This is a genomic window from Allochromatium tepidum, from assembly GCF_018409545.1.
In the GTDB taxonomy this organism is placed as follows: Bacteria; Pseudomonadota; Gammaproteobacteria; order Chromatiales; family Chromatiaceae; genus Thermochromatium; species Thermochromatium tepidum_A.
Genome location: NZ_AP024563.1, coordinates 246,356 through 268,889, shown reverse-complemented (window position 1 = coordinate 268,889; position 22,534 = coordinate 246,356). Strand labels below are relative to the sequence as shown.

Annotated in this window: 23 protein-coding genes and 1 pseudogene; 7 read left to right on the top strand and 17 right to left on the bottom strand. The window is 64.2% G+C overall.

The window, feature by feature from the left end; all coding sequences use genetic code 11:
- Positions 1 to 250: 250 nt before the first annotated feature.
- Complete coding sequence (msrA, locus tag Atep_RS01285) at positions 251 to 1,597, top strand: peptide-methionine (S)-S-oxide reductase MsrA (protein WP_213379753.1); 1,347 nt, start codon at positions 251 to 253, stop codon at positions 1,595 to 1,597.
- A 155-nt stretch (positions 1,598 to 1,752) separates the two neighbouring features.
- On the opposite strand, the gene prpF is transcribed toward msrA, so the two are convergent.
- From prpF to Atep_RS01270, 4 genes are all read right to left on the bottom strand, one after another.
- The gene (prpF, locus tag Atep_RS01280) at positions 1,753 to 2,946 is read right to left on the bottom strand and encodes a 2-methylaconitate cis-trans isomerase PrpF (RefSeq protein ID WP_213379751.1); all 1,194 of its coding nucleotides are present in this window, start codon (positions 2,944 to 2,946) and stop codon (positions 1,753 to 1,755) included.
- A gap of 66 nt (positions 2,947 to 3,012) precedes the next feature.
- Entirely contained in the window at positions 3,013 to 5,604 is a 2,592-nt protein-coding gene (gene acnD, locus Atep_RS01275; RefSeq protein WP_213379749.1) for a Fe/S-dependent 2-methylisocitrate dehydratase AcnD, read from the bottom strand.
- A gap of 124 nt (positions 5,605 to 5,728) precedes the next feature.
- Entirely contained in the window at positions 5,729 to 5,857 is a 129-nt protein-coding gene (locus Atep_RS16845) for a hypothetical protein (protein WP_272876302.1), read from the bottom strand.
- 137 nt (positions 5,858 to 5,994) lie between these two features.
- On the bottom strand, positions 5,995 to 6,765 hold the full coding sequence (locus tag Atep_RS01270) for a spermidine synthase (RefSeq protein ID WP_213379747.1): 771 nt from the start codon (positions 6,763 to 6,765) through the stop codon (positions 5,995 to 5,997).
- 186 nt (positions 6,766 to 6,951) lie between these two features.
- Between Atep_RS01270 and Atep_RS01265 the strand changes: the two genes are divergently transcribed.
- On the top strand, positions 6,952 to 7,875 hold the full coding sequence (locus Atep_RS01265; RefSeq protein WP_213379745.1) for a hypothetical protein: 924 nt from the start codon (positions 6,952 to 6,954) through the stop codon (positions 7,873 to 7,875).
- Between the two features lie 23 nt (positions 7,876 to 7,898).
- Here Atep_RS01265 and Atep_RS01260 read toward each other — a convergent pair whose 3' ends face one another.
- Entirely contained in the window at positions 7,899 to 9,101 is a 1,203-nt protein-coding gene (locus Atep_RS01260; RefSeq protein ID WP_236786337.1) for a TraB/GumN family protein, read from the bottom strand.
- A gap of 187 nt (positions 9,102 to 9,288) precedes the next feature.
- Here Atep_RS01260 and Atep_RS01255 point away from each other — a divergent pair, with 187 nt between their 5' ends.
- Positions 9,289 to 9,759 carry a hypothetical protein gene (locus Atep_RS01255; protein WP_213379742.1) on the top strand — a complete coding sequence of 157 codons (471 nt, stop codon included), beginning with the start codon at positions 9,289 to 9,291 and terminating at the stop codon, positions 9,757 to 9,759.
- Complete coding sequence (locus Atep_RS01250) at positions 9,756 to 10,070, top strand: DUF3301 domain-containing protein (protein WP_213379740.1); 315 nt, start codon at positions 9,756 to 9,758, stop codon at positions 10,068 to 10,070. The genes Atep_RS01255 and Atep_RS01250 overlap by 4 nt, the downstream gene beginning before the upstream one ends.
- A 12-nt stretch (positions 10,071 to 10,082) precedes the next feature.
- Here the strand turns inward: Atep_RS01250 and Atep_RS01245 are convergent, their stop codons facing one another.
- The 10 genes and pseudogenes from Atep_RS01245 to Atep_RS16360 form a co-directional block, all read right to left on the bottom strand.
- A complete protein-coding gene (locus Atep_RS01245) occupies positions 10,083 to 10,556 on the bottom strand; it encodes a ClpXP protease specificity-enhancing factor (protein ID WP_213379738.1) in 474 nt (157 codons plus the stop codon).
- Positions 10,553 to 11,161 carry a glutathione S-transferase N-terminal domain-containing protein gene (locus tag Atep_RS01240; protein ID WP_213379736.1) on the bottom strand — a complete coding sequence of 203 codons (609 nt, stop codon included), beginning with the start codon at positions 11,159 to 11,161 and terminating at the stop codon, positions 10,553 to 10,555. Before Atep_RS01240 ends, Atep_RS01245 begins: the two co-directional genes overlap by 4 nt.
- Before the next feature lie 70 nt (positions 11,162 to 11,231).
- Positions 11,232 to 11,963, bottom strand: coding sequence for a cytochrome c1 (locus tag Atep_RS01235; protein WP_213379734.1), 732 nt, complete (start codon positions 11,961 to 11,963; stop codon positions 11,232 to 11,234).
- Positions 11,960 to 13,204, bottom strand: a complete 1,245-nt coding sequence (locus Atep_RS01230; RefSeq protein ID WP_213379732.1) for a cytochrome b — start codon at positions 13,202 to 13,204, stop codon at positions 11,960 to 11,962. Before Atep_RS01230 ends, Atep_RS01235 begins: the two co-directional genes overlap by 4 nt.
- Positions 13,204 to 13,797 (bottom strand): ubiquinol-cytochrome c reductase iron-sulfur subunit, encoded by a 594-nt coding sequence (gene petA, locus Atep_RS01225; RefSeq protein WP_213379730.1) that lies wholly within the window; start codon positions 13,795 to 13,797, stop codon positions 13,204 to 13,206. The genes Atep_RS01230 and petA overlap by 1 nt, the downstream gene beginning before the upstream one ends.
- A 205-nt stretch (positions 13,798 to 14,002) precedes the next feature.
- Entirely contained in the window at positions 14,003 to 14,755 is a 753-nt protein-coding gene (locus Atep_RS01220; RefSeq protein WP_213379728.1) for a Nif3-like dinuclear metal center hexameric protein, read from the bottom strand.
- Between the two features lie 31 nt (positions 14,756 to 14,786).
- Complete coding sequence (locus tag Atep_RS01215; RefSeq protein ID WP_213379726.1) at positions 14,787 to 15,344, bottom strand: Uma2 family endonuclease; 558 nt, start codon at positions 15,342 to 15,344, stop codon at positions 14,787 to 14,789.
- Positions 15,345 to 15,533: 189 nt separating this feature from the next.
- Complete coding sequence (gene phbB / locus Atep_RS01210; RefSeq protein WP_213379724.1) at positions 15,534 to 16,274, bottom strand: acetoacetyl-CoA reductase; 741 nt, start codon at positions 16,272 to 16,274, stop codon at positions 15,534 to 15,536.
- A 187-nt stretch (positions 16,275 to 16,461) separates the two neighbouring features.
- On the bottom strand, positions 16,462 to 16,824 hold the full coding sequence (locus Atep_RS01205; protein WP_213379722.1) for a phasin family protein: 363 nt from the start codon (positions 16,822 to 16,824) through the stop codon (positions 16,462 to 16,464).
- 114 nt (positions 16,825 to 16,938) lie between these two features.
- Positions 16,939 to 17,046 (bottom strand): annotated as a pseudogene (locus Atep_RS16360) (IS481 family transposase); the annotation flags it as partial.
- A 247-nt stretch (positions 17,047 to 17,293) separates the two neighbouring features.
- Here Atep_RS16360 and Atep_RS01200 point away from each other — a divergent pair.
- Entirely contained in the window at positions 17,294 to 18,253 is a 960-nt protein-coding gene (locus Atep_RS01200; protein ID WP_236786335.1) for a DNA phosphorothioation-associated putative methyltransferase, read from the top strand.
- A gap of 121 nt (positions 18,254 to 18,374) precedes the next feature.
- Here Atep_RS01200 and phaR read toward each other — a convergent pair whose 3' ends face one another.
- Both phaR and Atep_RS01190 read right to left on the bottom strand, forming a co-directional pair.
- Positions 18,375 to 18,839, bottom strand: a complete 465-nt coding sequence (gene phaR / locus Atep_RS01195; protein ID WP_213381346.1) for a polyhydroxyalkanoate synthesis repressor PhaR — start codon at positions 18,837 to 18,839, stop codon at positions 18,375 to 18,377.
- A 147-nt stretch (positions 18,840 to 18,986) separates the two neighbouring features.
- Positions 18,987 to 20,171 (bottom strand): acetyl-CoA C-acetyltransferase, encoded by a 1,185-nt coding sequence (locus Atep_RS01190; protein WP_213379720.1) that lies wholly within the window; start codon positions 20,169 to 20,171, stop codon positions 18,987 to 18,989.
- Positions 20,172 to 20,321: 150 nt separating this feature from the next.
- Between Atep_RS01190 and phaE the strand changes: the two genes are divergently transcribed.
- On the top strand, positions 20,322 to 21,395 hold the full coding sequence (gene phaE, locus Atep_RS01185; RefSeq protein ID WP_213379718.1) for a class III poly(R)-hydroxyalkanoic acid synthase subunit PhaE: 1,074 nt from the start codon (positions 20,322 to 20,324) through the stop codon (positions 21,393 to 21,395).
- A 57-nt stretch (positions 21,396 to 21,452) separates the two neighbouring features.
- Positions 21,453 to 22,520, top strand: a complete 1,068-nt coding sequence (locus Atep_RS01180; protein ID WP_213379716.1) for a class III poly(R)-hydroxyalkanoic acid synthase subunit PhaC — start codon at positions 21,453 to 21,455, stop codon at positions 22,518 to 22,520.
- Positions 22,521 to 22,534: the final 14 nt, after the last annotated feature.

Sequence of the window (22,534 nt, the reverse complement as noted above, 5' to 3'; positions counted from 1 at the left end):
CGGCCGTTAACCAATAGGATGGTGCCCCGTTCGGCACGCCATTGGCGCCGAGATCCGATCGCACCCTTGCATTCGATTCATCCACTCTGCCGACGCCCACGGCGGCCTTGCCCGATGGTGTCGGCGGCCAGGTCAACACCACGGCTTGAGCCGGCTCGCAACCGATGGACATGCCCATGTCGAGGATTGCAGACAAGCCGTTCCGACCCAATAGTCCGTCACCCGCACGCACAACAGGGTCGATCGCATCATGAAACAGACACACCGCTGGCCGCTCACCGCACTGGGATTGAGCGCGCTCCTGCATACCGGAACGGACGGTCAGGCCGCGGCCGCCCAGAACACCGCTCGGGTTCCATCAGGCGTCGATCCGGAACCGGCGGTCGATACCATCGTCCTGGGCATGGGCTGCTTCTGGGGGGCGGAGAAGCGCATGGGCGAACTGCCCGGAGTCATCGATGTCGAGAGCGGCTATGCCAACGGCGAGATCGAAGGCACCTATGAGGCCATCATCGCCCACGAGCGCGCCCGGTGGCGCGGCGCCGGCGAGAAACGCAATCACGCCGAGGTCGTGAAGGTGCGTTTCGATCCGGCGCGCGTCAGCCTGGAACAGGTGCTGGCGAGGTTCTGGGAAAGCCATGATCCGACCCAGGGCGACCGTCAGGGCAATGATGTCGGCAGCAACTACCGCAGCGCCGTCTATACCAACAGTCCCGAGCAGGCCGCCGTGGCCGAACACACGCGCGCACGCTATCAGGCGGCGCTCACGCAGGCCGGACGCGGCACCATCACCACAGAGATCGCTCCGCTGTCGGCCTATTTCCGCGCCGAAGAGGAGCATCAGGACTATCTGCGCAAGAATCCGCGCGGCTACTGCGGACTCGGCGGGACGGGCGTCGCCTATCCGGGCACGGCGTCAGGTGTAGATGAGGCCGCCGGGCCGCTCTCCCCCGCCCCCCTGGATGGCGCGACCCTGGAACGCGCGCGACAGTTGGTGATGTTCGAGGCGGAGTACTGTGGCGCCTGCAAGCAATTCAAAGCCGAGGTGCTGGATCACTGGCAGTCTCCTGTTCCGGTCGCGCGCAGTCTGAGTTTCAGCGCACCAAGCGGCTGGACGCTGGAGAAGGCGCTGTTCGCCACGCCGACGCTGGTGCTGTTCGAGGACGGTCGCGAGGTCTCGCGCTATACCGGCTATGATGGTGACGCGGCGCGCTTCTGGGCCTGGCTCGGCGGGCAGATCCTCACCCTCGAACAGCGCCGGATCGCTTTCGAGCAGGGCACGGAGCGGGCCTTCACCGGTTCACTGCTGGATGAGAAGCGTCCCGGAACCTTCGTCGATCCGATCACGGGCGCGGCGCTGTTTCGCAGTGAAACCAAGTTCGAGAGCGGCAGCGGCTGGCCGAGCTTCTTCGATCCGGTCGATGGGGCCATCACCTTCCACGAGGACAGGAGTCATGGGATGCGGCGCGTGGAGGTGCGCAGCGCGAGTTCCGGCATCCACCTGGGGCACGTCTTCGAGGACGGGCCGCCGCCGACCCGGAAGCGCTACTGTATCAATAGCCGTGTGCTCAGCTTCGTGCCCGATCCCGGATATTGATTGAACCTTCTGTTATCTGCATTCCCCCTCTCCCCAACCCCTCTCCCGCCAGGGGAGAGGAACTGTAGGTGTGACCGTTGTCGGTGAATGATCTCGGCGTCTATCTGGGACTCTTCGCATCAGCCTTTGGGGCCGCCTCGCTCATGAGCGATCGCTCAGAACGCATCCCCAGGCACGCGCACCCAGCCTTCCATGATCACCCGCGCGCTACGGCTCATGATGGCCTTGGTCACGGTCCAGTTGCCGGCGATCAGCCGCGCCTCGGCGCCGACCCGCAGGGTTCCCGAGGGATGGCCGAAACGCACCGCCGTGCGCTCGCCACCGCCGGCGGCGAGATTGACGAGCGTTCCGGGGATGGCCGCCGCCGTGCCGATGGCCACTGCCGCCGTGCCCATCATGGCGTGATGCAGCTTGCCCATCGAGAGCGCACGCACGCACAGATCGATCTCGCTCGCCGCGACCGGCTTGCCGCTTGAGGCCACATAGTCGGTCGGCGGGGCGACGAAGGCGACCTTGGGCGTGTGCTGACGGGTCGCCGCCTCGCTGATGTCATTGATCAGCCCCATGCGCAGCGCACCATGGGCGCGGATGGTCTCGAACATGGCCAGCGCCTTGGGATCGCCGTTGATGGCGTCCTGCAACTCGGTGCCGGTATAACCGATCGCCTCGGCCTCGACGAAGATGGTCGGGATGCCGGCGTTGATCAGGGTCGCCCTGAGCGTGCCGACGCCGGGCACGTCGAGGTCGTCGACCAGATGGCCGGTCGGGAACATGGCGCCGCCGCCCTCCCCTTCACCCTCGTCGGCCGGATCGAGGAATTCGAGCTGCACCTCGGCGGCCGGGAAGGTCACGCCGTCGAGCTCGAAGTCGCCGGTCTCCTGCACCTCGCCGTCGGTGATGGGGACGTGCGCGATGATGGTCTTGCCGATGTTGGCCTGCCAAATCCGCACGGTCGCCAGGCCGTTCTGCGGGAGGCGGTCGGCATCGACCAACCGGGAGGCGATGGCGAACGAGCCGACCGCCGCCGACAGGTTGCCGCAATTGCCGCTCCAGTCGACGAAGGCGGTGTCGATCGACACCTGACCGAAGAGATAGTCGACATCGTGGTCCGGCCGACTGCTCTTGGCGAGGATGACGGTCTTGCTGGTGCTGGAGGTCGCCCCGCCCATGCCGTCGATCTGTTTGCCGTAAGGATCGGGGCTGCCGATGACGCGCAGCAGTAGCGCATCACGCGCCGCGCCCGGTACTTGGCAGGGCTCGGGCAGGTCCGGCAGCCGGAAGAAGACGCCCTTGCTGGTCCCGCCGCGCATGTAGGTGGCGGGGATCTTGATTTGGGGTTTGTGGCTCATTGAATGGGGTTCCGCAACACTGTGGCGCTGTTTCCCCTCTCCCGCTCGGAGAGAGGGGATCTGTTCTCAAGCCGCCTTGGTCGATTCCAGGAAGTCCTGCGCGAAACGTTGCAGCACGCCGCCGGCCTCGTAGATCGAGACCTCCTCGGCGGTATCGAGCCGGCAGGTCACGGGCACCTCGACGCGCTCGCCGTTCCGGCGCTGGATGACCAGGGTCAGATCGGCGCGCGGACGACGCTCGCCGATGACGTCATAGGTCTCGGTACCGTCGATGCCGAGCGTCTTGCGGTTGACGCCCGGCTTGAACTCCAGCGGCAGCACGCCCATGCCGATCAGGTTGGTACGGTGGATGCGCTCGAAGCCCTCGGCGACGATGACCTCGACCCCGGCCAGACGCACGCCCTTGGCCGCCCAGTCGCGCGATGAACCCTGACCATAGTCGGCGCCGGCAATGATGATGAGCGGCTGACGGCGCTCCATGTAGGTCTCGATCGCCTCCCACATGCGCATGACCGTGCCGTCCGGCTCGACCCGCGCCAGCGAACCCTGCTTGACCTGTCCGTCGACCACGGCCATCTCGTTGATGAGCTTCGGATTGGCGAAGGTCGCGCGCTGGGCGGTCAGATGGTCGCCGCGATGGGTGGCATAGGAATTGAGGTCCTCTTCCGGCAGGCCCATCTTGGCCAGGTATTCGCCCGCCGCACTGTCGGGCAGGATGGCGTTCGACGGCGAGAGATGGTCGGTGGTGATGTTGTCGCCCAGCACCGCCAGCGGACGCAGTCCCTTGAGCGTGCGCTCACCGGCCAGCGCGCCTTCCCAGTAGGGCGGACGGCGGATGTAGGTGCTCTGCGGACGCCAGTCGTAGAGCGGACTCACCTTCTCGCCGGTCTCGACCCGGACAGCGAACATCGGCTCGTAGACCTGGCGGAACTGCTCCGGTTTGACGCTGGCGGCAACGACGGCGTCGATCTCGTCGTCCGACGGCCAGATGTCCTTCAACCGGATCTCCTTGCCGTCGACCACGGCGAGCACGTCCTTCTCGATGTCGAAGCGGATGGTGCCGGCGATGGCATAGGCGACGACCAGCGGCGGCGAGGCCAGGAACGCCTGCTTGGCATAGGGATGGATGCGGCCGTCGAAGTTGCGGTTGCCCGAGAGCACGGCGGTCGCATAGAGATCGCGGTCGATGATCTCCTGCCGGATCTTGGGATCGAGTGCGCCGGACATGCCGTTGCAGGTGGTGCAGGCGAAACCGACGATACCGAAGCCGAGCCGTTCCAGCTCCGACAGCAGCCCGGCCTGCTCCAGATACAGGGGCACGGTCTTGGAACCGGGCGCGAGCGAGCTCTTGACCCAGGGCTTGCGCGTCAGTCCGAGCCGGTTGGCGTTGCGCGCCAGCAGACCGGCGGCGATGACGTTGCGCGGGTTGCTGGTGTTGGTGCAACTGGTGATGGCGGCGATGATGACGGCGCCATCCGGCATCCGGCCCGGAACCTCGTCCCACTGGCCGGCGATGCCCTTGGCGGCGAGATCGGCGGTCGCCACGCGCGCATGTGGGCTGGAAGGACCGGCGAGGTTGCGGACCACGCTCGACAGGTCGAATTTCAGAGTGCGCTCGTAACGGGCGTTCTTCAGCGTGTCGGCCCAGAGTCCGGTCTGCTTGGCGTAGGTCTCGACCAACTTGACCTGTGCATCGTCGCGGCCGGTCAGTCGCAGATAGTCGATCGTCTGAGCATCGATGTGGAAGAGCGCCGCCGTGGCGCCATACTCCGGGCACATATTGGAGATGCTGGCGCGGTCCCCGATGGTCAGCGCCGCCGCTCCCTCGCCGTGGAATTCGAGATAGGCCCCGACGACCTTTTCCTTGCGCAGGAACTCGGTCAGGGCCAGCACCACGTCGGTCGCGGTGATGCCCGGTTGCGGCCGGCCCGTCAGTTCGACACCGACGATCTCAGGCAGACGCATCCAGGACGCACGCCCCAGCATCACGTTCTCGGCCTCCAGCCCGCCGACGCCGATGGCGATCACGCCAAGCGCATCGACATGCGGAGTATGGCTGTCGGTGCCGACCAGGGTATCGGGGAAGGCCACGCCGTCCCGAGCCTGGATCACCGGACTCATCCGCTCCAGGTTGATCTGATGCATGATGCCGTTGCCGGCCGGGATCACGTCGACATTGTCGAAGGCCAGCCTGGTCCACTCGATGAAGTGGAAGCGATCCTCGTTGCGCCGATCCTCGATGGCGCGATTCTTGGCGAAGGCGTCGGGATCATAGCCCCCGTACTCGACCGCCAGCGAATGGTCGACGACGAGCTGCACCGGCACCACCGGATTGACCTTGGCCGGATCACCGCCCTGATCGGCGATGGCATCGCGCAGACCGGCCAGATCGACCAGCGCGGTCTGGCCCAGGATGTCGTGACAGACCACGCGCGCCGGGAACCAGGGGAAATCTCGCTCGCGCTTGCACTCGACGATCTGCCGGAGCGAATCGCTCAGGATCGCCGGATCGCAGCGCCGGACCAGATTCTCGGCCAGCACGCGCGCGGTATAGGGCAGTCCGTCATAGGCGCCGGGCGCGATCGCTTCGATGGCGGCGCGGGCATCGAAATAGTCCAGGTCGGTTCCAGGCAGGGGCTTGCGGTTGGTGGTATTCATCGAGGCTCTGGTTCTTTTGATGTGAGATCACTGAGCCGCGCCAATCGGGAACGCCAGCGACCGCGACTGGATCCGGAGTCGCGTGCCGTGAGCGGGACGGGTCGAGACGCGGCCCAGGAGTGGTTCAGTCGTGCTTTTCGGGGATACGCACCAGCTTGACGAAACGGGCCTGGAGTGCGCGCGCCCAGGCCGGCTGCGGCCAATTCCAACCGATCACGATGCCGATCGCGATCCCGATCAATATCTGAACCATGCGCGTTTCCTCTTGTTGGCGTTGAAGAAGAGCACTGCGTCCGAACCGAGCGTCGGACCGGACATCGGATTATCCCATATCGCCCGTTGGCGGCTTACGATAAGAAAATCAATTCTTTGAGCCCGGTCGCTCGACGCTCAGATCTCGTCTTCGAGACGAAAGCCGAAGATCTTGAGCACGATGCCGGTCATGGAGCCGCCGAGCATCCCGCCCAGCAGGCCCGGCGGGATGTCGTGCAACACCTGCGCGATCGCCTGCTGGGTACGCATATCCAGCACGGTCGCCGTGGTGCTGCCGAGAATCCAGATGCTTCCGGCCACGACAGCGGCGACCAACCCCGCCACCAGAGGCGCGGAGACGACGCCCGGCAGCCAGGCGATGCCGAGCCGGACCAGCCAGCGCTCGGAGAGCTCGAACAGGGCTCCGGCCAGCGCGACCAGACCGGCGGCCAGCACGAACACACCGACAGGTTCGCCCAGCAACCACAGCGCCAGGCTCAGCAGCGTCGCCGCCAGGAGCCCGGTGAGCAGTCCGGTGAGCGTCTCGGCCAATGGACGACTGCCGCCGGCTACCATCCAGGAATAGAATCCACCGGCCACCACACCCGCCCCGGCCGCGAGACCCGAGATCATCAGCAGGTCGATGTCATGCCCGATGACGATCAGATAGCCGATCGAGGCCAGGACACCGGCCATGGAGCCTACCAGCGCGACCGGCATCGCGCTATAAAAGGCCGTGGTCGTCATGGACGCGGCGGCGGTGGCCACGACCAGCGGCAACCATCCCGTCAGCCCCATGACCAGCAGGATCCGATGCAGGCCGGCGAAGAGCGCGCCGAACAGCGCCCCGGCGAACCCCCAGACGATGAGTGCCGGAACGATCGCAGTGAAACGGTCCTTGGATTGCATGATTGAATACCCGGCAGTGTTGAACGGCACTCCGATTCTCCGGAACCCCTGTGATCCGGCTCCCCCGCGAACGATGAACCGGGACGCGCGTCACGCGATCGCGTCCGTCACGCACTCCAGGCGAGTATCACCGCTCGTCATGGCCTACACTAGCCTCTTCCATGATTCCGGACATTGATGCGCGGCATGTATCAGTCCCCACTCAACGGCAGTAAACGCAAGATCGATGGCGTCATGCGCGTCTATTATGACGGCTATTGGATCAAATATTACGAACCGCCGCCCGACAGTTTCGAGGTCCGGCGTCAGCTCATCCAGGCCCTCACGCGCCGCCTGTTCAACCATGTCGAGCCTGGCATCAACATTCCAGGCTCACGGCTCAAGGAGGCGCGCGCCGCCTACGAGGCCGAGACCGACACCGAGCGCAAGCGCGTCAACGGCGCCATGCTCGCCGGTGCACTCTTCAACCGCGCCGCCGACATCTTCCATAGCCTAGTCGATCTGCAGACGGCCGGGGTCGAGATCGCGCCCGATCATGCGCTGATGCGCGAATGCGGGCACTGTCTGATCGAGGCGCTCGAACTGGGTAAGATGGTGCGCCATCGCGGCGGCGACGAAGGCATCGACGAGCTCTGGGGCGAGCCGTTCAAGGCGTTCTCGATGCCGATCGAAGCCTTCTATTCGAGCCGCTATCTCAAGATCGCCATGACCATGCACGATATCGACCGCATCACGGGGGCCATGAAGGCGACCTTCGACGGCAGTCGTCAGATCCTCGGTCTGGATGCACGGCTCGACGAACTCAACACCACGGCCAAGCGCAAGTGCGAGATCCTGCGCACCGATCCGGAGGTCTTCGACGTCTGGCCGACCTATGTCGTCGCCAGTGACCGGGTGCGCAATCTCGACCCGATCATGCCGACCATCCACGACGCCGTCGACGTGCGCGAGGCGGTCGAGGGCACGCGGCTGCTGCGCGACGGCACCGACCTGATCAGCTTCATCGTGCGCGCGCGCGTGCCCATGCCCAAGAGCACCCGCGAATACATCGACCGTTGTCAGCAGTTCAGACGCACCTATATCGAACCCTATCTGAGCCGTCCCGCCTGAATCCGAGGCGCGTGACGGCCATATCAGCCGCCCGCGCGGATCAGACGCTCGACGACGTGCAGGCCGGCCACATAGGTTCCGATCCCGGCCCCCAGGCTGCTCAGGACGAAGACGACCAGCACACGCGAGACCCGATTGCGCCACCAGCCGGTCCAGGTGGCCACATCCGCGCGCAGACGGCTGAAGTCCCCGACGCTCGGCTTGCGCAGATAGAGTTCGACGGCGCCCGTGATCATGCCGGCGCCGATGGCCGGATTGAGCGTGGTCAGGGGCGCGGCGAGGAAGGCCGAGAGGATGGTGAGCGGATGCCCGGCGGCGAGCAGGGTGCCGAGCGCCGAGAGTCCGCCCGTGATCAGCGCCCAGCCGATCAACAGATCCAACCCCAGTTCGGTACTGACGGCGAATCCATAGCCGAAACCGGCCAGGATCAGAATCAGCAGCGACCAGCCGAACACCGCGGGCCAGCGACTCGGCGGCGGCACCCGTTCGAGCGTGCTCAACACCTCGCCCGGATCGGTGCGATCCGTCTCCAGCGCCTCGGTCACGCCCTTGAGATGGCCGGCGCCGATCACGACCAGAGCGCGTTTGGCGCCCACGCGCGCCAGCTCACGCCGGAGCTTGGCGGCCATATAGCGGTCGCGCTCCTCGATCAGGGGGACATAGAGATCCCGGCGCTCGACGGCGAACTCGGCGAAGGCGGTTTCGAGCACGTCGCCCTCCTTGAGCCGCTCGACCTCCTCCTCGGTCACGGTGTCGGAACTGAGCATGGCCGTCAGCAGACCGGCGAACAGCCCGTAGCGCTTCCACCAGCCGAGATTGGCCGAGATCCGCTTGAGCGTGATGCCGATCTCGCGATCGACGAGCAGCAGGTTCAGGCCCTGATCCTTGGCCAGCCGCAGGGCGGTGCGCTGCTCGGCGCCCGGCTCGATACCGAACTGATCGGCGAGCCGCTGCTGATAGGCCGCGAGCACCAGGTTGGCGACGACCATATAGACGCGGTTCTGGCGGATGACCGAGAACAGATCCATCTGCGCCAGGGTGCGCGGGTCCATCAGGGCATTGAAGCGGCTACGGCAGAGTTCGACGGCCACGCTGTCGTAGTCGCCGGACTGGATCAGCTTGCGCACCTGATCGGCACTGGCGCGCGAGACATGGGCCGTGCCGAGCACCGTCAGCTCGACCCCATCGATCACCAGATCGCGCCTTGGTTCCATCGAATCGGCCATGGTTTCTCGTGACTCGTGTTGGACAAAGGGCGGCATGATACCGAGACTTGGGGTGTTTCCCAAACCGAGCGACCCGGATCGGCACCGTCGCCGAGCCTTGGTGCGGATCGCACCGATGCCGTATCATCGCGCTCGAACCCCGCTCCCAGGGATACCGTTCAGCCTTCTCACCAGACGCCGAGCCGCCATGAGCATCACCGCCGTTGGATCATCCCGGATCGTCTCGATCACCCTGCCGCCCGTGGACCGCCGTTTGAAATCCGTGGTCGCCGGCGTGCTGGCGGCCGCGCTGCTGGTCGGCTGCAATCCGGTCAAACAGGATCGCATGACGGACACGCTCCAGAACGCGACCAACGGCTATCAGAACGCGCTGCGCTGGGGGTACTACGAGAACGCCTACGGCTATATCCATCCCGACCGGCGCGGCGAGACGCTCTCGCCCGAGACCCTGGAGGGACTGCGTCTGACGGGCTATGACGTGATCCAGCCGCCGGTGATGAACGCCGAGGCGGAAACCGCGACCCAGATCGTCGCCATCGACTATCTCTACGAGGATCGGCAGGTCGTCAAACATCTCAAGGACCGTCAGCTCTGGCGCTATGACGCCGAGAAGAAGGGCTGGTGGCTCGAATCCGGCCTGCCCGCCTTCAAGCGATGAGTCATCTGCTCATCGTCTGCCTATTGCTGCTGCTCGGCTGGTTCTGGCTCGACAGCCTGCGTGCGCGCGAGATCGCGATCGGTCTCTGTCAGGCCGCCTGCCGGCAGCGCGATCTGCAATGGCTCGATCAGACCGTGGCCCTGCGCCGGCTCGGACTGACCTGGCGTTCGGAGGGCGTGCGATTGCGGCGCGTCTATCGCTTCGACTTCAGCGAGGAAGGCATGGAGCGGCGCCGGGGCTATATCGTGATGCGCGGTCTGAATCTGGAGGAACTGAGCTTCGGATTGCCCGATCGGGTAGCGGACGCCTGAAACGGCCGCACCCTATTTGACGACCTTGAGCGTCGGAGCACCCTTCTTGCCCTTGGGGCGATCGGGTGAGGGTTTGTCGCCCGAACCGCCCGGCTTGCTGCTGGGCAACGGCGCCAGCTTGGGACCGGCGGCGGGCGCATTGGCCGCCTGGGTCGGCTCGGGATACGTCGGGTCGGGAAAGACCATGCCCTGCCCGTTCTCACGGGTGAAGATGCCGACCACGGCCTCGGTCGGCACCAGCACCTCGCGCGCCGTGCCGCCGAAACGCGCACTGAACTCGATCCACTCGTTGCCGATGACCAGACCGCGCACCGCCCCAGGTGCGATGTTGAGCACGATGCGCCCGTCGGCGACGAACTCCATCGGCACGCGCGTGTCGGGAAAGCCCGCGTCCACCACCAGATGGGGCGTCATCCGATTGTCCAGGATCCACTCGTAGATGGCCCGAACCAGATAGGGCTTGCTGGAGGTCATGCTGTCGTTCATCGGCGGAGATCCGCGATCATCTCTTTTTCGGCCTCGGTGAGGCTGCGACGGAAGGCGTCCCAGGTGAAGATCCGCTTCATGTAGACCCGGATCGGATCGGCCTGCTTGGGCAGCTCGACCCCGAGCACCGGCAGACGCCACAACAGCGGCGCGACACAGCAGTCCACCAGCGAGAACTCCTCGCTCATGAAGAAAGCATGCGCCCCGAACACGGGAGCTGTGGCGATCAGACTCTCGCGCAGTTCCTTGCGCGCCTGCTCGACCTCGTCGCCCTCGCCGTGCAGGATACGCCCCATGAGCGAATACCAGTCGCGATCGACGCGATACATGAACAGCCGCGCATTGGCGCGCGAGACCGGATCGACCGGCAGCAGCGGCGGATGGGGAAAGCGCTCGTCGAGATATTCCATGATGATCCGCGACTCATAGAGACGCAGATCCCGGTCGACGAAGGTCGGGACCGTCCCATAGGGGTTGAAGTCCATCACCTCGTCGGGCAGGGCCTTGGCATCGACGTCCACCACGTCGACCGCGATCCCTTTTTCGGCCAGGACCATCCTGACCCGATGGCAATAGGGACAGGCAGGATCGGAATAGAGGGTCATTGCAGTACCGATAGGCAAGGCGGGAACGAAAGCGGCGGCCCTTGAGACGAGGCCGCCGCATGGCGTCCGATCAGTGGACGTCTTTCCAATACTCCTTCTTGAGGAGATAGGCCAGGATGAACAGGAAGCCCAGGAATAGGAGCACGTAGCGACCGAGACGCTCACGTTCGAGCTTGAATGGCTCGCCCGCGTAGGTCAGGAAGTTGGTGATGTCCCGGACCATGGTGTCGTATTCCTGCGGCGACAGTTCTCCTTCCTCGACCAGCTTCAGACCCTTGATGGTCGGCTCGCCGCCCGGCTCGTGCGGCGGTTCCATCACCGCTTTCTGCCGTCCCTGGAGATCGCCCAGGACATGCGGCATACCGACCAGCGGGAAGAGCACGTTGTTGACGCCATAGGGGCGGGTGTCGTCCAGGTAGAAGCTCTTGAGATAGGTATAGACCCAATCCGGCGAGCGCCAGCGCGTCACCAGCGTCAGATCCGGCGGAACCACACCGAACCACTTGAGCGCGTCATCGTCGGTCATGGACTTGGTGATGAGGTCACCCGGCTTGGCCTCACCGAAGAGCAGGTTCTGGCGCAGCGTGATCTCGTCGATGCCCAGATCCTTGGCGAGACGGTTGTAACGCATGTACTTCAGCGAATGACAGCCGTTGCAGTAATTCAAGAAGTACTTGGCGCCGCGTTGCAGCGAAGCCTGATCACGCAGATCGATGTCGGCGTGTTCCAGATGCGCCGTCTCGGAGGCCAGCAGGGCCGCCGGCGCCAGCACTAGCAGGGTGGCAAGGATCAGCTTTCTCATGATGTCACCCTCTCCGGAACGGGCTTGGTCTTGTCCAGCGAGCTGTAGATCGGCATCAGCAGGAAGTAGGCGAAGTACAACACCGTGAAGATCCGCGACAGCAGGGTGTAGAAGTCGGACGCCGGCTGCATGCCCAGCCAGGCCAGGGCCACGAAGGACACGGCGAAGATGGCCGTCGCCCAGCGGAACATCGGCCCCTTGTAGCGCATCGATTTCACCGGGCTGCGGTCGAGCCAGGGCAGCACGAACAGGATCAGGATGGCGGCGAACATCACGACCACGCCGGGGAACTGCGAACCATACATGGGCGGCACGGCGCGCAGCATGGCGTAGAAGGGCGTGAAGTACCAGACCGGCGCGATGTGCGCGGGCGTCTGCATCGGATTGGCCGGCTGGAAGTTCGGCGCCTCCAGAAACAGGCCGCCCATGGTCGGATTGAAGAACATGATGTAGCTGAAGATCGCCAGGAAGACGACCACGCCCATCAGATCCTTGACGGTGTAATAGGGATGGAAGGGAATGCCGTCGGCCGGGGCCTTGTCGCTCCAGCGGTTACCCTTGGGGCCTTCCTTGATCTCGATGCCGTCGGGGTTGTTGGAGCCGACGTGATGCAGGGCGACGATGTGCAGGAACACCAGCCCGGCGAGCAGGAAGGGCAGCAGGAAGTGGAAGGCGAAGAAGCGGTTGAGGGTCGCATCCGAGATGACGAAATCGCCGCGCACCCAGACCGAGAGATCCTCACCGACGACCGGAACCGCCGCGAACAGGTTGACAATGACCTGCGCGCCCCAATAGGACATCTGCCCCCAGGGCAGCAGATAACCGAAGAAGGCGGTGGCCATCATCACCAGATAGATGACGACGCCGATCATCCACAGCAACTCGCGCGGCTTGCGGTAGGAACCCCAGAGCAGCCCGCGGAACATATGCAGATAGATGACGATGAAGAACATCGAGGCGCCGGTCGAATGCATGTAGCGGATCAACCAGCCCCAGTCGACATCGCGCATGATGTACTCGACCGAGGCGAAGGCCAGACCGGCGTCGGGCTTGTAGTTCATGGCCAGCCAGACACCGGTGACGATCTGGATGACCAGGGTCAGGATGGCCAGCGAGCCGAAGAAGGACCAGAAGTTCAGGTTCTTCGGGGCGTAGTACTCGGAGAGATGGTTGCGCCAGGTCTCCGAGAGCGGGAATCGCTTGTCGATCCAGCTCAGGTTTTCGGTCTTTTCAGCACTCATCAGGCCGTCCCTCGATCCTCACCAATGAGGATGGTGGTGTCGTTGAGATAGACGTGCTTCGGAATCCAGAGGTTGGTCGGTGCCGGCACGTTCTTGAACACGCGCCCCGCCAGGTCGAACCGCGAACCATGGCAGGGGCAGAAGAAGCCGCCCTTCCAGTCGGCACCCAGGTCATCGGGTCCGAACTCGGGGCGATAGGTCGGCGAGCACCCCAGGTGGGTGCAGATGCCGATCGCCACCAGATATTCAGGCTTGATCGAGCGCGTGGGATTCTTGCAATAGGAGGGCTGGTGCTCCACTTCAGAAGTGGGGTCGACCAGCTTGGGGTCGTTCTTGGGCAGGGCCTCCAGCATCTCAGGGGTGCGATGCACCACCCATACCGGCTTGCCGCGCCACTTGACGCGCAGGAGCGCACCCGGCTCCAGCTTGCTGATGTCCGCCTCGACCGGTGCACCGGCCGCCCGAGCACGGGCACTCGGATTCATGGATGCGACGAACGGGACGAGCGCGTAGCCGGCACCAACGGCACCAACCACGCCGGTCGCGGCAACGAGCACTCGTCGCCTCATTTTGTTCACGCCTTGCGCGCTCATAGGCCAATATCCCCCGGCTGATGCGAGCACCGCCCACGGCCAACCCCAGGCGGTACCTCGCGCAGCTTGGATGAAACTTCAGGTGGAAAATTTGAGAATAGGACGATCGATGCAAAATCGACCGCGCATTCTCCGTGATTTCAGCGGGATTGGTCAAGGACGGGGCGAATACGGCCATCCTGACCGGCACCGCGACGGGTGCGCGTCACGCTGGATTGTCGATCTCGACGAAGTGATGCCATAGCCCGAACCGCTTGGCCAGATGCTCGCCAAGTGCCTGAATGCCATAGCGTTCCGTCGCATGATGGCCGGCGGCCAGATAGCAGAGATCCAGTTCGCGCGCCTGATGCGTGGTCCGCTCGGAGAGTTCCCCGCTCAGGAAGGCGTCGATGTCGAGGTCGGCGGCCTGTTCGAGATAACTCTGACCGCCGCCCGTGCACCAGGCCACGCGCTCGATGACGCCGTTTTCACGTCCGACCCGCTGCGCCGGGCGTGCGAGTCGCTGCGAGACATGCTCCGCGAAGGCGGCCGGTGTCATGGGTTCGGTCAGGCGACCGACCCACACCAGACCATTGGCCAGGGCGGTCGGTTCCGTGTCGATGAAATCGAGCCGGCGACCGAGTGTGGCATTGTTGCCGAGTTCGGGATGTGCATCGAGCGGTAGATGATAGGCGATCAGACTCGCCCCCGCCCTGAGCAATGTCCTTGCGCGCCGTCCCTTGATGCCGGTCAGGCAGGGGTTCTCGTTCTTCCAGAACCAGCCGTGGTGGACCAGGATGGCGTCGGCCTGCTCGGCGATGGCGGCTTCGATCAGCGCCGCGCAGGCCGTGACGCCTGAGACGAGACGTTGGATGGGGCGCTCGCCCTCGACCTGCAAGCCGTTCGGCGCATAGTCGGTGAAACGCGCCGCTTCGAGCAGGTCGTCGCAATACCGGACGAGGTCTTGTACTTCGGTCATGGCAGTCGCAATCGGATCGGTGAAGTCGGCGTCATTCGCCAAGGATATAGCTCAGATCGATCTCCAGTTCCTCGAAGGGCGGGATGCGCTGTTTGAGCGGCGCGTCGTCGGTCATCGTGATACCGGCGATGGTCCGATAGGCGTCGCCGTCGAGCTGCCAGGCGACCAGGGAACGATCCTCGGGCCAGATCAGCCAGTAATAAGGGACGCGATGGCGCTGCAACAGCATGAAGAGCGTCAACGTGTCCTTGCGCTCATAACCGGGCGAGACGATCTCGCACACCCAGTCCGGGGTGACATCGACCACGCCGCGCGGGCGCTCCGGCAACCGCTCCTTGCGCCAGCCGGCGAGATCATGGGTCGGGCACTGGTGCATGGAGTAGTGGACGCTGACCTCGGTGGCGATCCGCCAGCCGCCGGGGCCGGAAGGATGGTCGAAGGGGCCGAGTTCTACGGAGGCACGATGCTGTGCCAAACCATGCTCCATCCGCGCCATCGGTCGCTGGACGATGTCGCCATCGATCAGCTCGATGCGGTCTTCGGGAGCGGCGAGCAAATCGTCGAGGGTCTTGAGTTTGAACGCTTCCATCGGTATCGCTCCGGTGTGACTGGATGTGTTCTGGATCACAGGCGAGGCGCGTTCGATTCTACCGAAAAAAAAGCCCGGCGGGCGCCGGGCTATAAACGTCTCATGATGAGAGAGACGAGGAGGACTCAGTACGATCCTTGGTGATCGGGCTTGGTTGATCTTGATTGTAGCGCCCGACCGGATCTGAAATCAGTGCATGAACAGACCGCCGTTGACCGGCAGATTGGCGCCCGTCATATAACCGCTCTCGTCGCCGGCCAGGAAGGCGATGAAGGCGGCGATCTCGTCGGGCTGGGCCATGCGACGCATGGGGATGCCGCTGATGATGCCGTTGCGGATCCCATCGTCCATCGCCAGCGTCATGGCGGTCTCAACATAGCCGGGCGAGATGGTGTTGACGGTCACGCCCTTGGAGGCGCCTTCCTGAGCCAGGGCCATGGTGAAGCCGTGCATACCGGCCTTGGCCGCCGAATAGTTGGTCTGACCGAACTGGCCGCGCTGACCGTTGACCGACGAGATGTTGATGATACGCCCGAAGCCGCGCTCCAGCATCCCGTCCCACACCTGACGGGTGACGTTGAAGACACTGTTGAGATTGACGTTGATCACGGCTTCCCAGTCCGCCAGCTCCATCTTCTTGAAGGTCTTGTCGCGGGTGATGCCGGCGCAGTTGACCAGGATGTCGACCGGGCCGAACTGCTCGGTGATTTCCTTGACCAGGCGCGCGCTGTCGTCGAACGAGGACACGTCAGCGGTGATGACGGCGATGTCGAACCCCTCGGCCGCGCGGGCCTTCTTCCATTCCTCGGCGGCGGCCGCCTCGGACGGATGGCAGTTCGCCACGACGGTGCAGCCATCCTTTGCCAGGCGGGTACAGATCGAAGTGCCGATACCGCCGATGCCGCCGGTGACGAGTGCGATACGAGCCATGGGGTTCCTCCAGGGGTCTTTGGAATTATTGAGAACGTAGGACAGAATCGTCGAACTTCAACGCTACTTTACTACCAAGGGGCAGGATAGGTGAAGCCGTGGAATCCATTGGGCGTGCTCCCGGTCGATCCGGAAGCATGACCAATGGCGATCCATCCCTGGATCGCGCCGGCCTAGAGCGGCGTCTTCAGACGGCGACGCTCTTGCGCAGATCTTCGCTGACCTCGTTCAGGCTCTTCTCGAACCACACGCGGTATTCGTCGCGGGCATCGCCGAAGAACTGCATGGCGGCCTTGCTCTCGGCCATGACGCGCTCACTCAGTTCCTTGGTGGCCTCGACCTGACCCTTGAAGAGGTCATTGTAGCCCTTGGACTCGGTGGCCAGCTTCATCAGACGCATACTGTGGTCGATGTAGAGGTTCACGGCGTCCATCTGACGGGCGGCCAGCTTTTCGAACAGACGCATGTTCAGCTCACCGAAGCTGGTCACGCGCTCGACGTTCTTGTTGGTCCACTCGTTGACGGTCTTGAGGCTATCGGTGGTGTTCATGGCTTGATCTCCGAAGGTTTGTGCAGTGCAGCAATGCTGCGTTGCACAATAAAGCCGCGACCGATGGCCGTCAAGCGCAATTTTCGCAATCTTCAGTATTGCCTTGCTCAAAGACTAGGTGTCAAGTCCCCGGAGATTGTAGACACGTTTTTTGAAGAGTTCAGGGCGTTTCCCGTGCCGGTCCTTGAGTGCCTGAATCGTGGCGATGTGGCCGAGACCCTCGAATTTCTCTTAGGGAAGTTCCAGGCGCATTTGACGCCCGCGCAACGGTTGGTGCTTGCTGGGGTCGCCGTCCTCAAAAAGATGAACATCGCCAAGCGGAGTCAGCCGAGCGCTCATCCGCGAGCGCGGCTATCGGCTCGACGGTCATGCCCTGCTGCCGCTGGGCAACGACGACACGGACGCCGCCCCCGCCGAGACCGATGAGCCAGGCGCAAAGCCCCAGCCCGGCTGGCAGGCCGCGCGTCATTTGACTGCGCTGACCCGCTACGGCTTCTCCGCCCCGATCCAGTCGCTCGCCCGCCACGGCTTCCTCGACGGACGCTATCGGCTGTTCGACTACGGCTGTGGGCGCGGCGACGATGTGCGCGGTCTGATCGAAAACGGACTCGAAGCCGCCGGCTGGGATCCCTATCACGCCCCCGACCGGCCCATCCAGGCTGCCGACATCGTCAACCTCGGCTTCGTCATCAACGTCATCGAGGACTTCGACGAACGGCTGGAGGCCCTGATGCGCGCCTGGTCGCTCGCCGAACGGCTACCGGTGGTCTCGGTGATGCTCGCCAACCGGAACGACCCGCGCGGCGCCCGCTTTTGCGACGGCGTCATGACCCAGCGCGGCACCTTCCAGAAATACTTCAGCCAGTCCGAGATCAAGGCGTTCCTCGATCAGGTGCTCGACGAGGAGGCGATCGCGGTCGCGCCCGGCGTGCTCTATGTGTTTCGCGACAAGGACGCCGAACAGCGTTTCCTGGTCGACCGCTACCGGCGTCGGCGCCAACCCTTGCGCGCCCCCACACCCCGCCCGCGCATCCCGAGCGAACGCGAGCCGCGCGCCCGACACGACGATCTGCTGGTCTATCTGGCCCTGCAACAGTCGAGCACCGCCGCCCTTATCGCCATCTGGAACGCGGTCTGCAACAGGACATCAAGCACTTCTTCGGCGACTATGCCGCCGCCCACGCCGAGGCCGCCGAGTGGCTGTTCCGGATCGCCGATATCGGCGCGATCGAGGATGCCTGCCGCACCGCCGCCGAACAGGGTCTGGGCCGGCTCGATCCGGGCCGCTCGCTGCAACTGCACGCGAGCCTGGTCGAGCGTCTGCCGCCGCTGCTGCGGATCTATGTCGCCGCCGCCGCCGTGCTCTATGGCGACTGTCAGTACGCCGATCTGGTCGAGATCCACATCGCCTCGGGCAAGGTCAGTCTGATGCGCTACGACGACTTCGAGGGTCAGGCGCTGCCGCGTCTGATCGAGCGGGTCAAGATCCGGCTGCGCGATCTCGACATCGACTATTTCGCCTATGGCGACGACTATGAGCCGCCCTTCCTCTATGGCGGCCCCTTCTTGCGCGGCGCAACCGGAAAACCCGCCGCCCGCATGAGTTCGTCCTGCAGATCGGCCCAGATCTCGACGTTTTTCTGGGTCAGGCGTGTCACAGTCTCGAAGGGATTGTCGGTGAGCGCCTTGGCCACTTCCTGCTGCTGTTTGGCGAAGAGATCGAGCGAGGATTCCAGATAGCGGGCGAAGGTGCCCTGGAGGGTGCCGCCGTAGAAGCGGATGATCTGGGCCAGCATGTTGGCGCTGAACAGCGGCTGACCGCCGGTCTCCTCCTCCAGCATGATCTGGAGCAGGATGGCGCGGGTGATGTCGCTGTCGTTGGCACTGTCGAGGACGCGGAAAGGCTGCCCGCTCATCACCAGATCACGCACGTCGGTGAGTGTGATATAGCGGCTGACCTCGGTGTCGTAGAGGCGGCGGTTGGGGTACTTCTTGATGATGCGCTCGCTGTTCATGGGCACCTGGACGGGTTCGGCTGGTCGTTCGGAAAGTCTACCCCAATCGCACGAACGCCCCGCCGATCCGGGACCGGCAGGGCGTTCGATGTATGGAGCGAGGCGGGAGGCTCGATCGCCGGCGGTTCATGACCGGCGGACGTCGGCTCACATCCGCTCGACCGCCAGCGCCACGCCCTGACCGCCGCCGATGCACAGCGTCGCCAGACCCTTCTTGGCGTCGCGCTTCTGCATCTCATAGAGCAGGGTCACGAGCACGCGCGCACCGGAGGCGCCGATCGGATGGCCGATGGCGATGGCGCCGCCGTTGACGTTGACCTTGGACAGATCCCAGCCCATGTCCTGGTTGACCGACATCGCCTGGGCGGCGAAGGCTTCGTTGGCCTCGATCAGATCCAGGTCCGCCGGCGTCCAGCCGGCCTTTTCAAGACACTTGGTCGAGGCCGGGATCGGGCCGGTACCCATGATCGCCGGATCGACACCGGCGCTGGCGAAGGCGACCAGACGCGCCATCGGCTTCAGACCCAGTTCCCTGGCCTTGGACTCCTTCATCACCACCACCATGGCCGCGCCGTCGTTGATACCGGAGGCGTTACCCGCCGTGACGCTGCCGTCCTTCGAGAAGGCCGGACGCAGCTTGCCCAGACTCTCGGCGGTGGTGCCGTGACGCGGGAACTCGTCGGTATCGAACACCAGCGGATCGCCCTTGCGCTGCGGGATCTCGATCGGAATGATCTCGTCCCGGAAGCGACCGGCCTTCTGCGCGGCCTCGGTCTTCTGCTGCGAGGCGGCGGCGAAGGCGTCCTGCTGCTCGCGGCTGAAGCCGTACTTCTGGGCGATGTTCTCAGCGGTCGTGCCCATGTGGTAGTTGTTGAAGGCGTCCCAGAGACCGTCGACGATCATGGTGTCCTTCATCGACCAGTCGCCCATGCGCTGACCGTCGCGCGAACGCGGCAGGACGTGCGAGGATTGGCTCATGCTCTCCTGACCGCCGGCGATGACGATGTCGGCATCTCCGCAGGCGATGGCCTGCATCGCCAGATGCACCGCCTTCAGTCCGCTGCCGCAGACCTTATTGATGGTCATGGCCGGCACCGAATGCGGCAGACCCGCCTTCAGCGTGGTCTGACGGGCGGGGTTCTGGCCCACACCGGCGGTCAGCACCTGGCCGAGAATCACCTCGTCGATCCGGTCCGGCGCGATCCCGGTACGCGCCAGCAGGCCCTTGAGCACGGCGGTGCCGATCTCGGTGGCCGAGAGTGACGACAGACTGCCGCCGAAGCTTCCGATGGCACTGCGACCGGCGTCGACGATGACGATGTTCTCGCTCATGGCGTGGATGTCCTCTGGATTCTGTTTGGAAATGGACGAGCGTCCCCGATATGGGGTCGCGGCGAGTAGATTCTACGCATCTTTGTTGCAGTGCACAAATCCACATGATACCGTTCGCCCAACACCACGCGCCACGAGGAGGGCACGGCCATGACCAGCACCAACTTATTCAACGACGACTGGCTCGAACTGCAACGCAAGTACTGGGATAGCTGGACCGACATGAGCCGCAAGGCCATGGGTCCGGATACCGAGACCAAGACGACTACGCCCTGGGAAGCGGCGATGGATCAATGGTGGAAAGCGATGGCGCCCGCCGTGCCGGATCTGTCGCGCTCCTTCATGGAAAAGATGATGGAGCAGGGCAAGAACTTCTTCCGTCTCGCCGACACCTTCTCCAAGCGCGCCGACGAGGGCAAAGCCGCCAACGGCTTCGAGCTCTGGACCAAGACACTCGAAGACATGCAGAAGCGCTTCACCGGCTCGCTCGACGACAGCGGCAACGGCATGCAGCGCCTGATGTCGTTCTGGGAACTGCCGCTCGACAACTGGCAGCGCATGATGTCCTCGCTGTCGCCGATGCCGGGCGACGTGCTGCGCAACATGCCCCATGATCAGTTCAAGGACAGTCTCGACCGCGCGCTCTCCGCGCCCGGTCTCGGCTACACGCGCGAGGAGCAGAGCCAGTACCAGGAACTGATGCGCAGTGCCATGGAATATCAGGCCGCGCTCCAGGAATACACCAACGTCTACACCCAGCTCGGCATGAAGTCGGTCGAGCGCATGGGCTCCTACATCCAGGGCGTCATCGACAGCGGCAAGACCATCGACTCGGCGCGCGCGCTCTATGACAACTGGGTCGCCTGCTGCGAAGCGGCCTATGCCGAAGAGGTCGCCACGCCGGAATACGCCCGCATCCACGGCCGACTGGTCAACGCCCAGATGGCGCTCAAGAAGCGCATGTCGATCCTGGTCGACGAGAACCTGGGCGCGCTGAACATGCCGACCCGTAGCGAACTGCGCACCCTCCAGGACCGCCTCCAGGAGACCCGTCGCGAGAACAAGGCCCTGCGTCACAGCCTGCACGATCTGGAACGTCGCGTCGCGGCCCTGGCCGGCGAGGAGCCGGCGATCAAGCCCGCCACCGCACTCAGGTCGCCCGCTCCGGCCGCCGCCAAGGCCCCGGTACGTCGGCGCACCACCAAGACCAATCCGGCCGATTGATCTTCAAGCGCTTGATCGAACAGCAGGCTCAACAGACAGAATCAGAGGACAGAGATCATGTTCCCCATCGACATCCGGCCGGACAAACTCACCCAGGAGATGCTCGACTACAGCCGCAAGCTGGGTCAGGGTATGGAGAATCTGCTCAACGCCAAGTCCATCGACACCGGCGTCAGCCCCAAGCAGCCCGTCTACAGCGAGGACAAGCTGGTCCTCTATCGCTATGACCGGCCCGAGGGCGCACCCGAGGCCCAGCCCGTGCCGCTCCTGATCGTCTATGCCCTGGTCAACCGCCCCTACATGACCGACATCCAGGAAGACCGCTCCACCATCAAGGGACTGCTGGCCACCGGCCAGGATGTCTACCTGATCGACTGGGGCTATCCGGATCAGGCCGACCGCGCGCTCACGCTCGACGACTATATCAACGGCTACATCGACCGCTGCGTGGACTATCTGCGCGAGACCCATGGCGTCGACAAGATCAATCTGCTCGGCATCTGTCAGGGCGGCGCCTTCAGTCTGATGTACAGCGCGCTGCATCCGGACAAGGTGCGCAACCTCGTGACCATGGTCACGCCGGTCGACTTCAAGACCCCGGACAACCTGCTCTCGGCCTGGGTACAGAACATCGACATCGACCTGGCGGTCGACACCATGGGCAATATTCCGGGTGAACTGCTGAACTGGACCTTCCTGTCGCTCAAGCCCTTCAGCCTGACCGGTCAGAAGTACGTCAACATGGTCGACCTGCTCGACGATCCGGACAAGGTCAAGAACTTCCTGCGTATGGAGAAGTGGATCTTCGACAGCCCGGATCAGGCCGGCGAGACCTTCCGCCAGTTCATCAAGGACTTCTACCAGAACAATGGCTTCCTCAACGGCGGCGTGGTGCTCGGTGGGCGCGAGGTGAACCTGAAGGACATCACCTGTCCGGTGCTCAACATCTTCGCGCTCCAGGACCATCTGGTGCCGCCGGATGCCTCCAAGGCGCTCAAGGGACTGACCAGCAGCCCGGACTACACAGAGCTGGCCTTCCCCGGCGGTCACATCGGCATCTATGTCAGCGGCAAGGCGCAGAAGGAAGTCACGCCGGCCATCGGCAAGTGGCTGAACGAGCGTTGAACAGCTAATCGGCT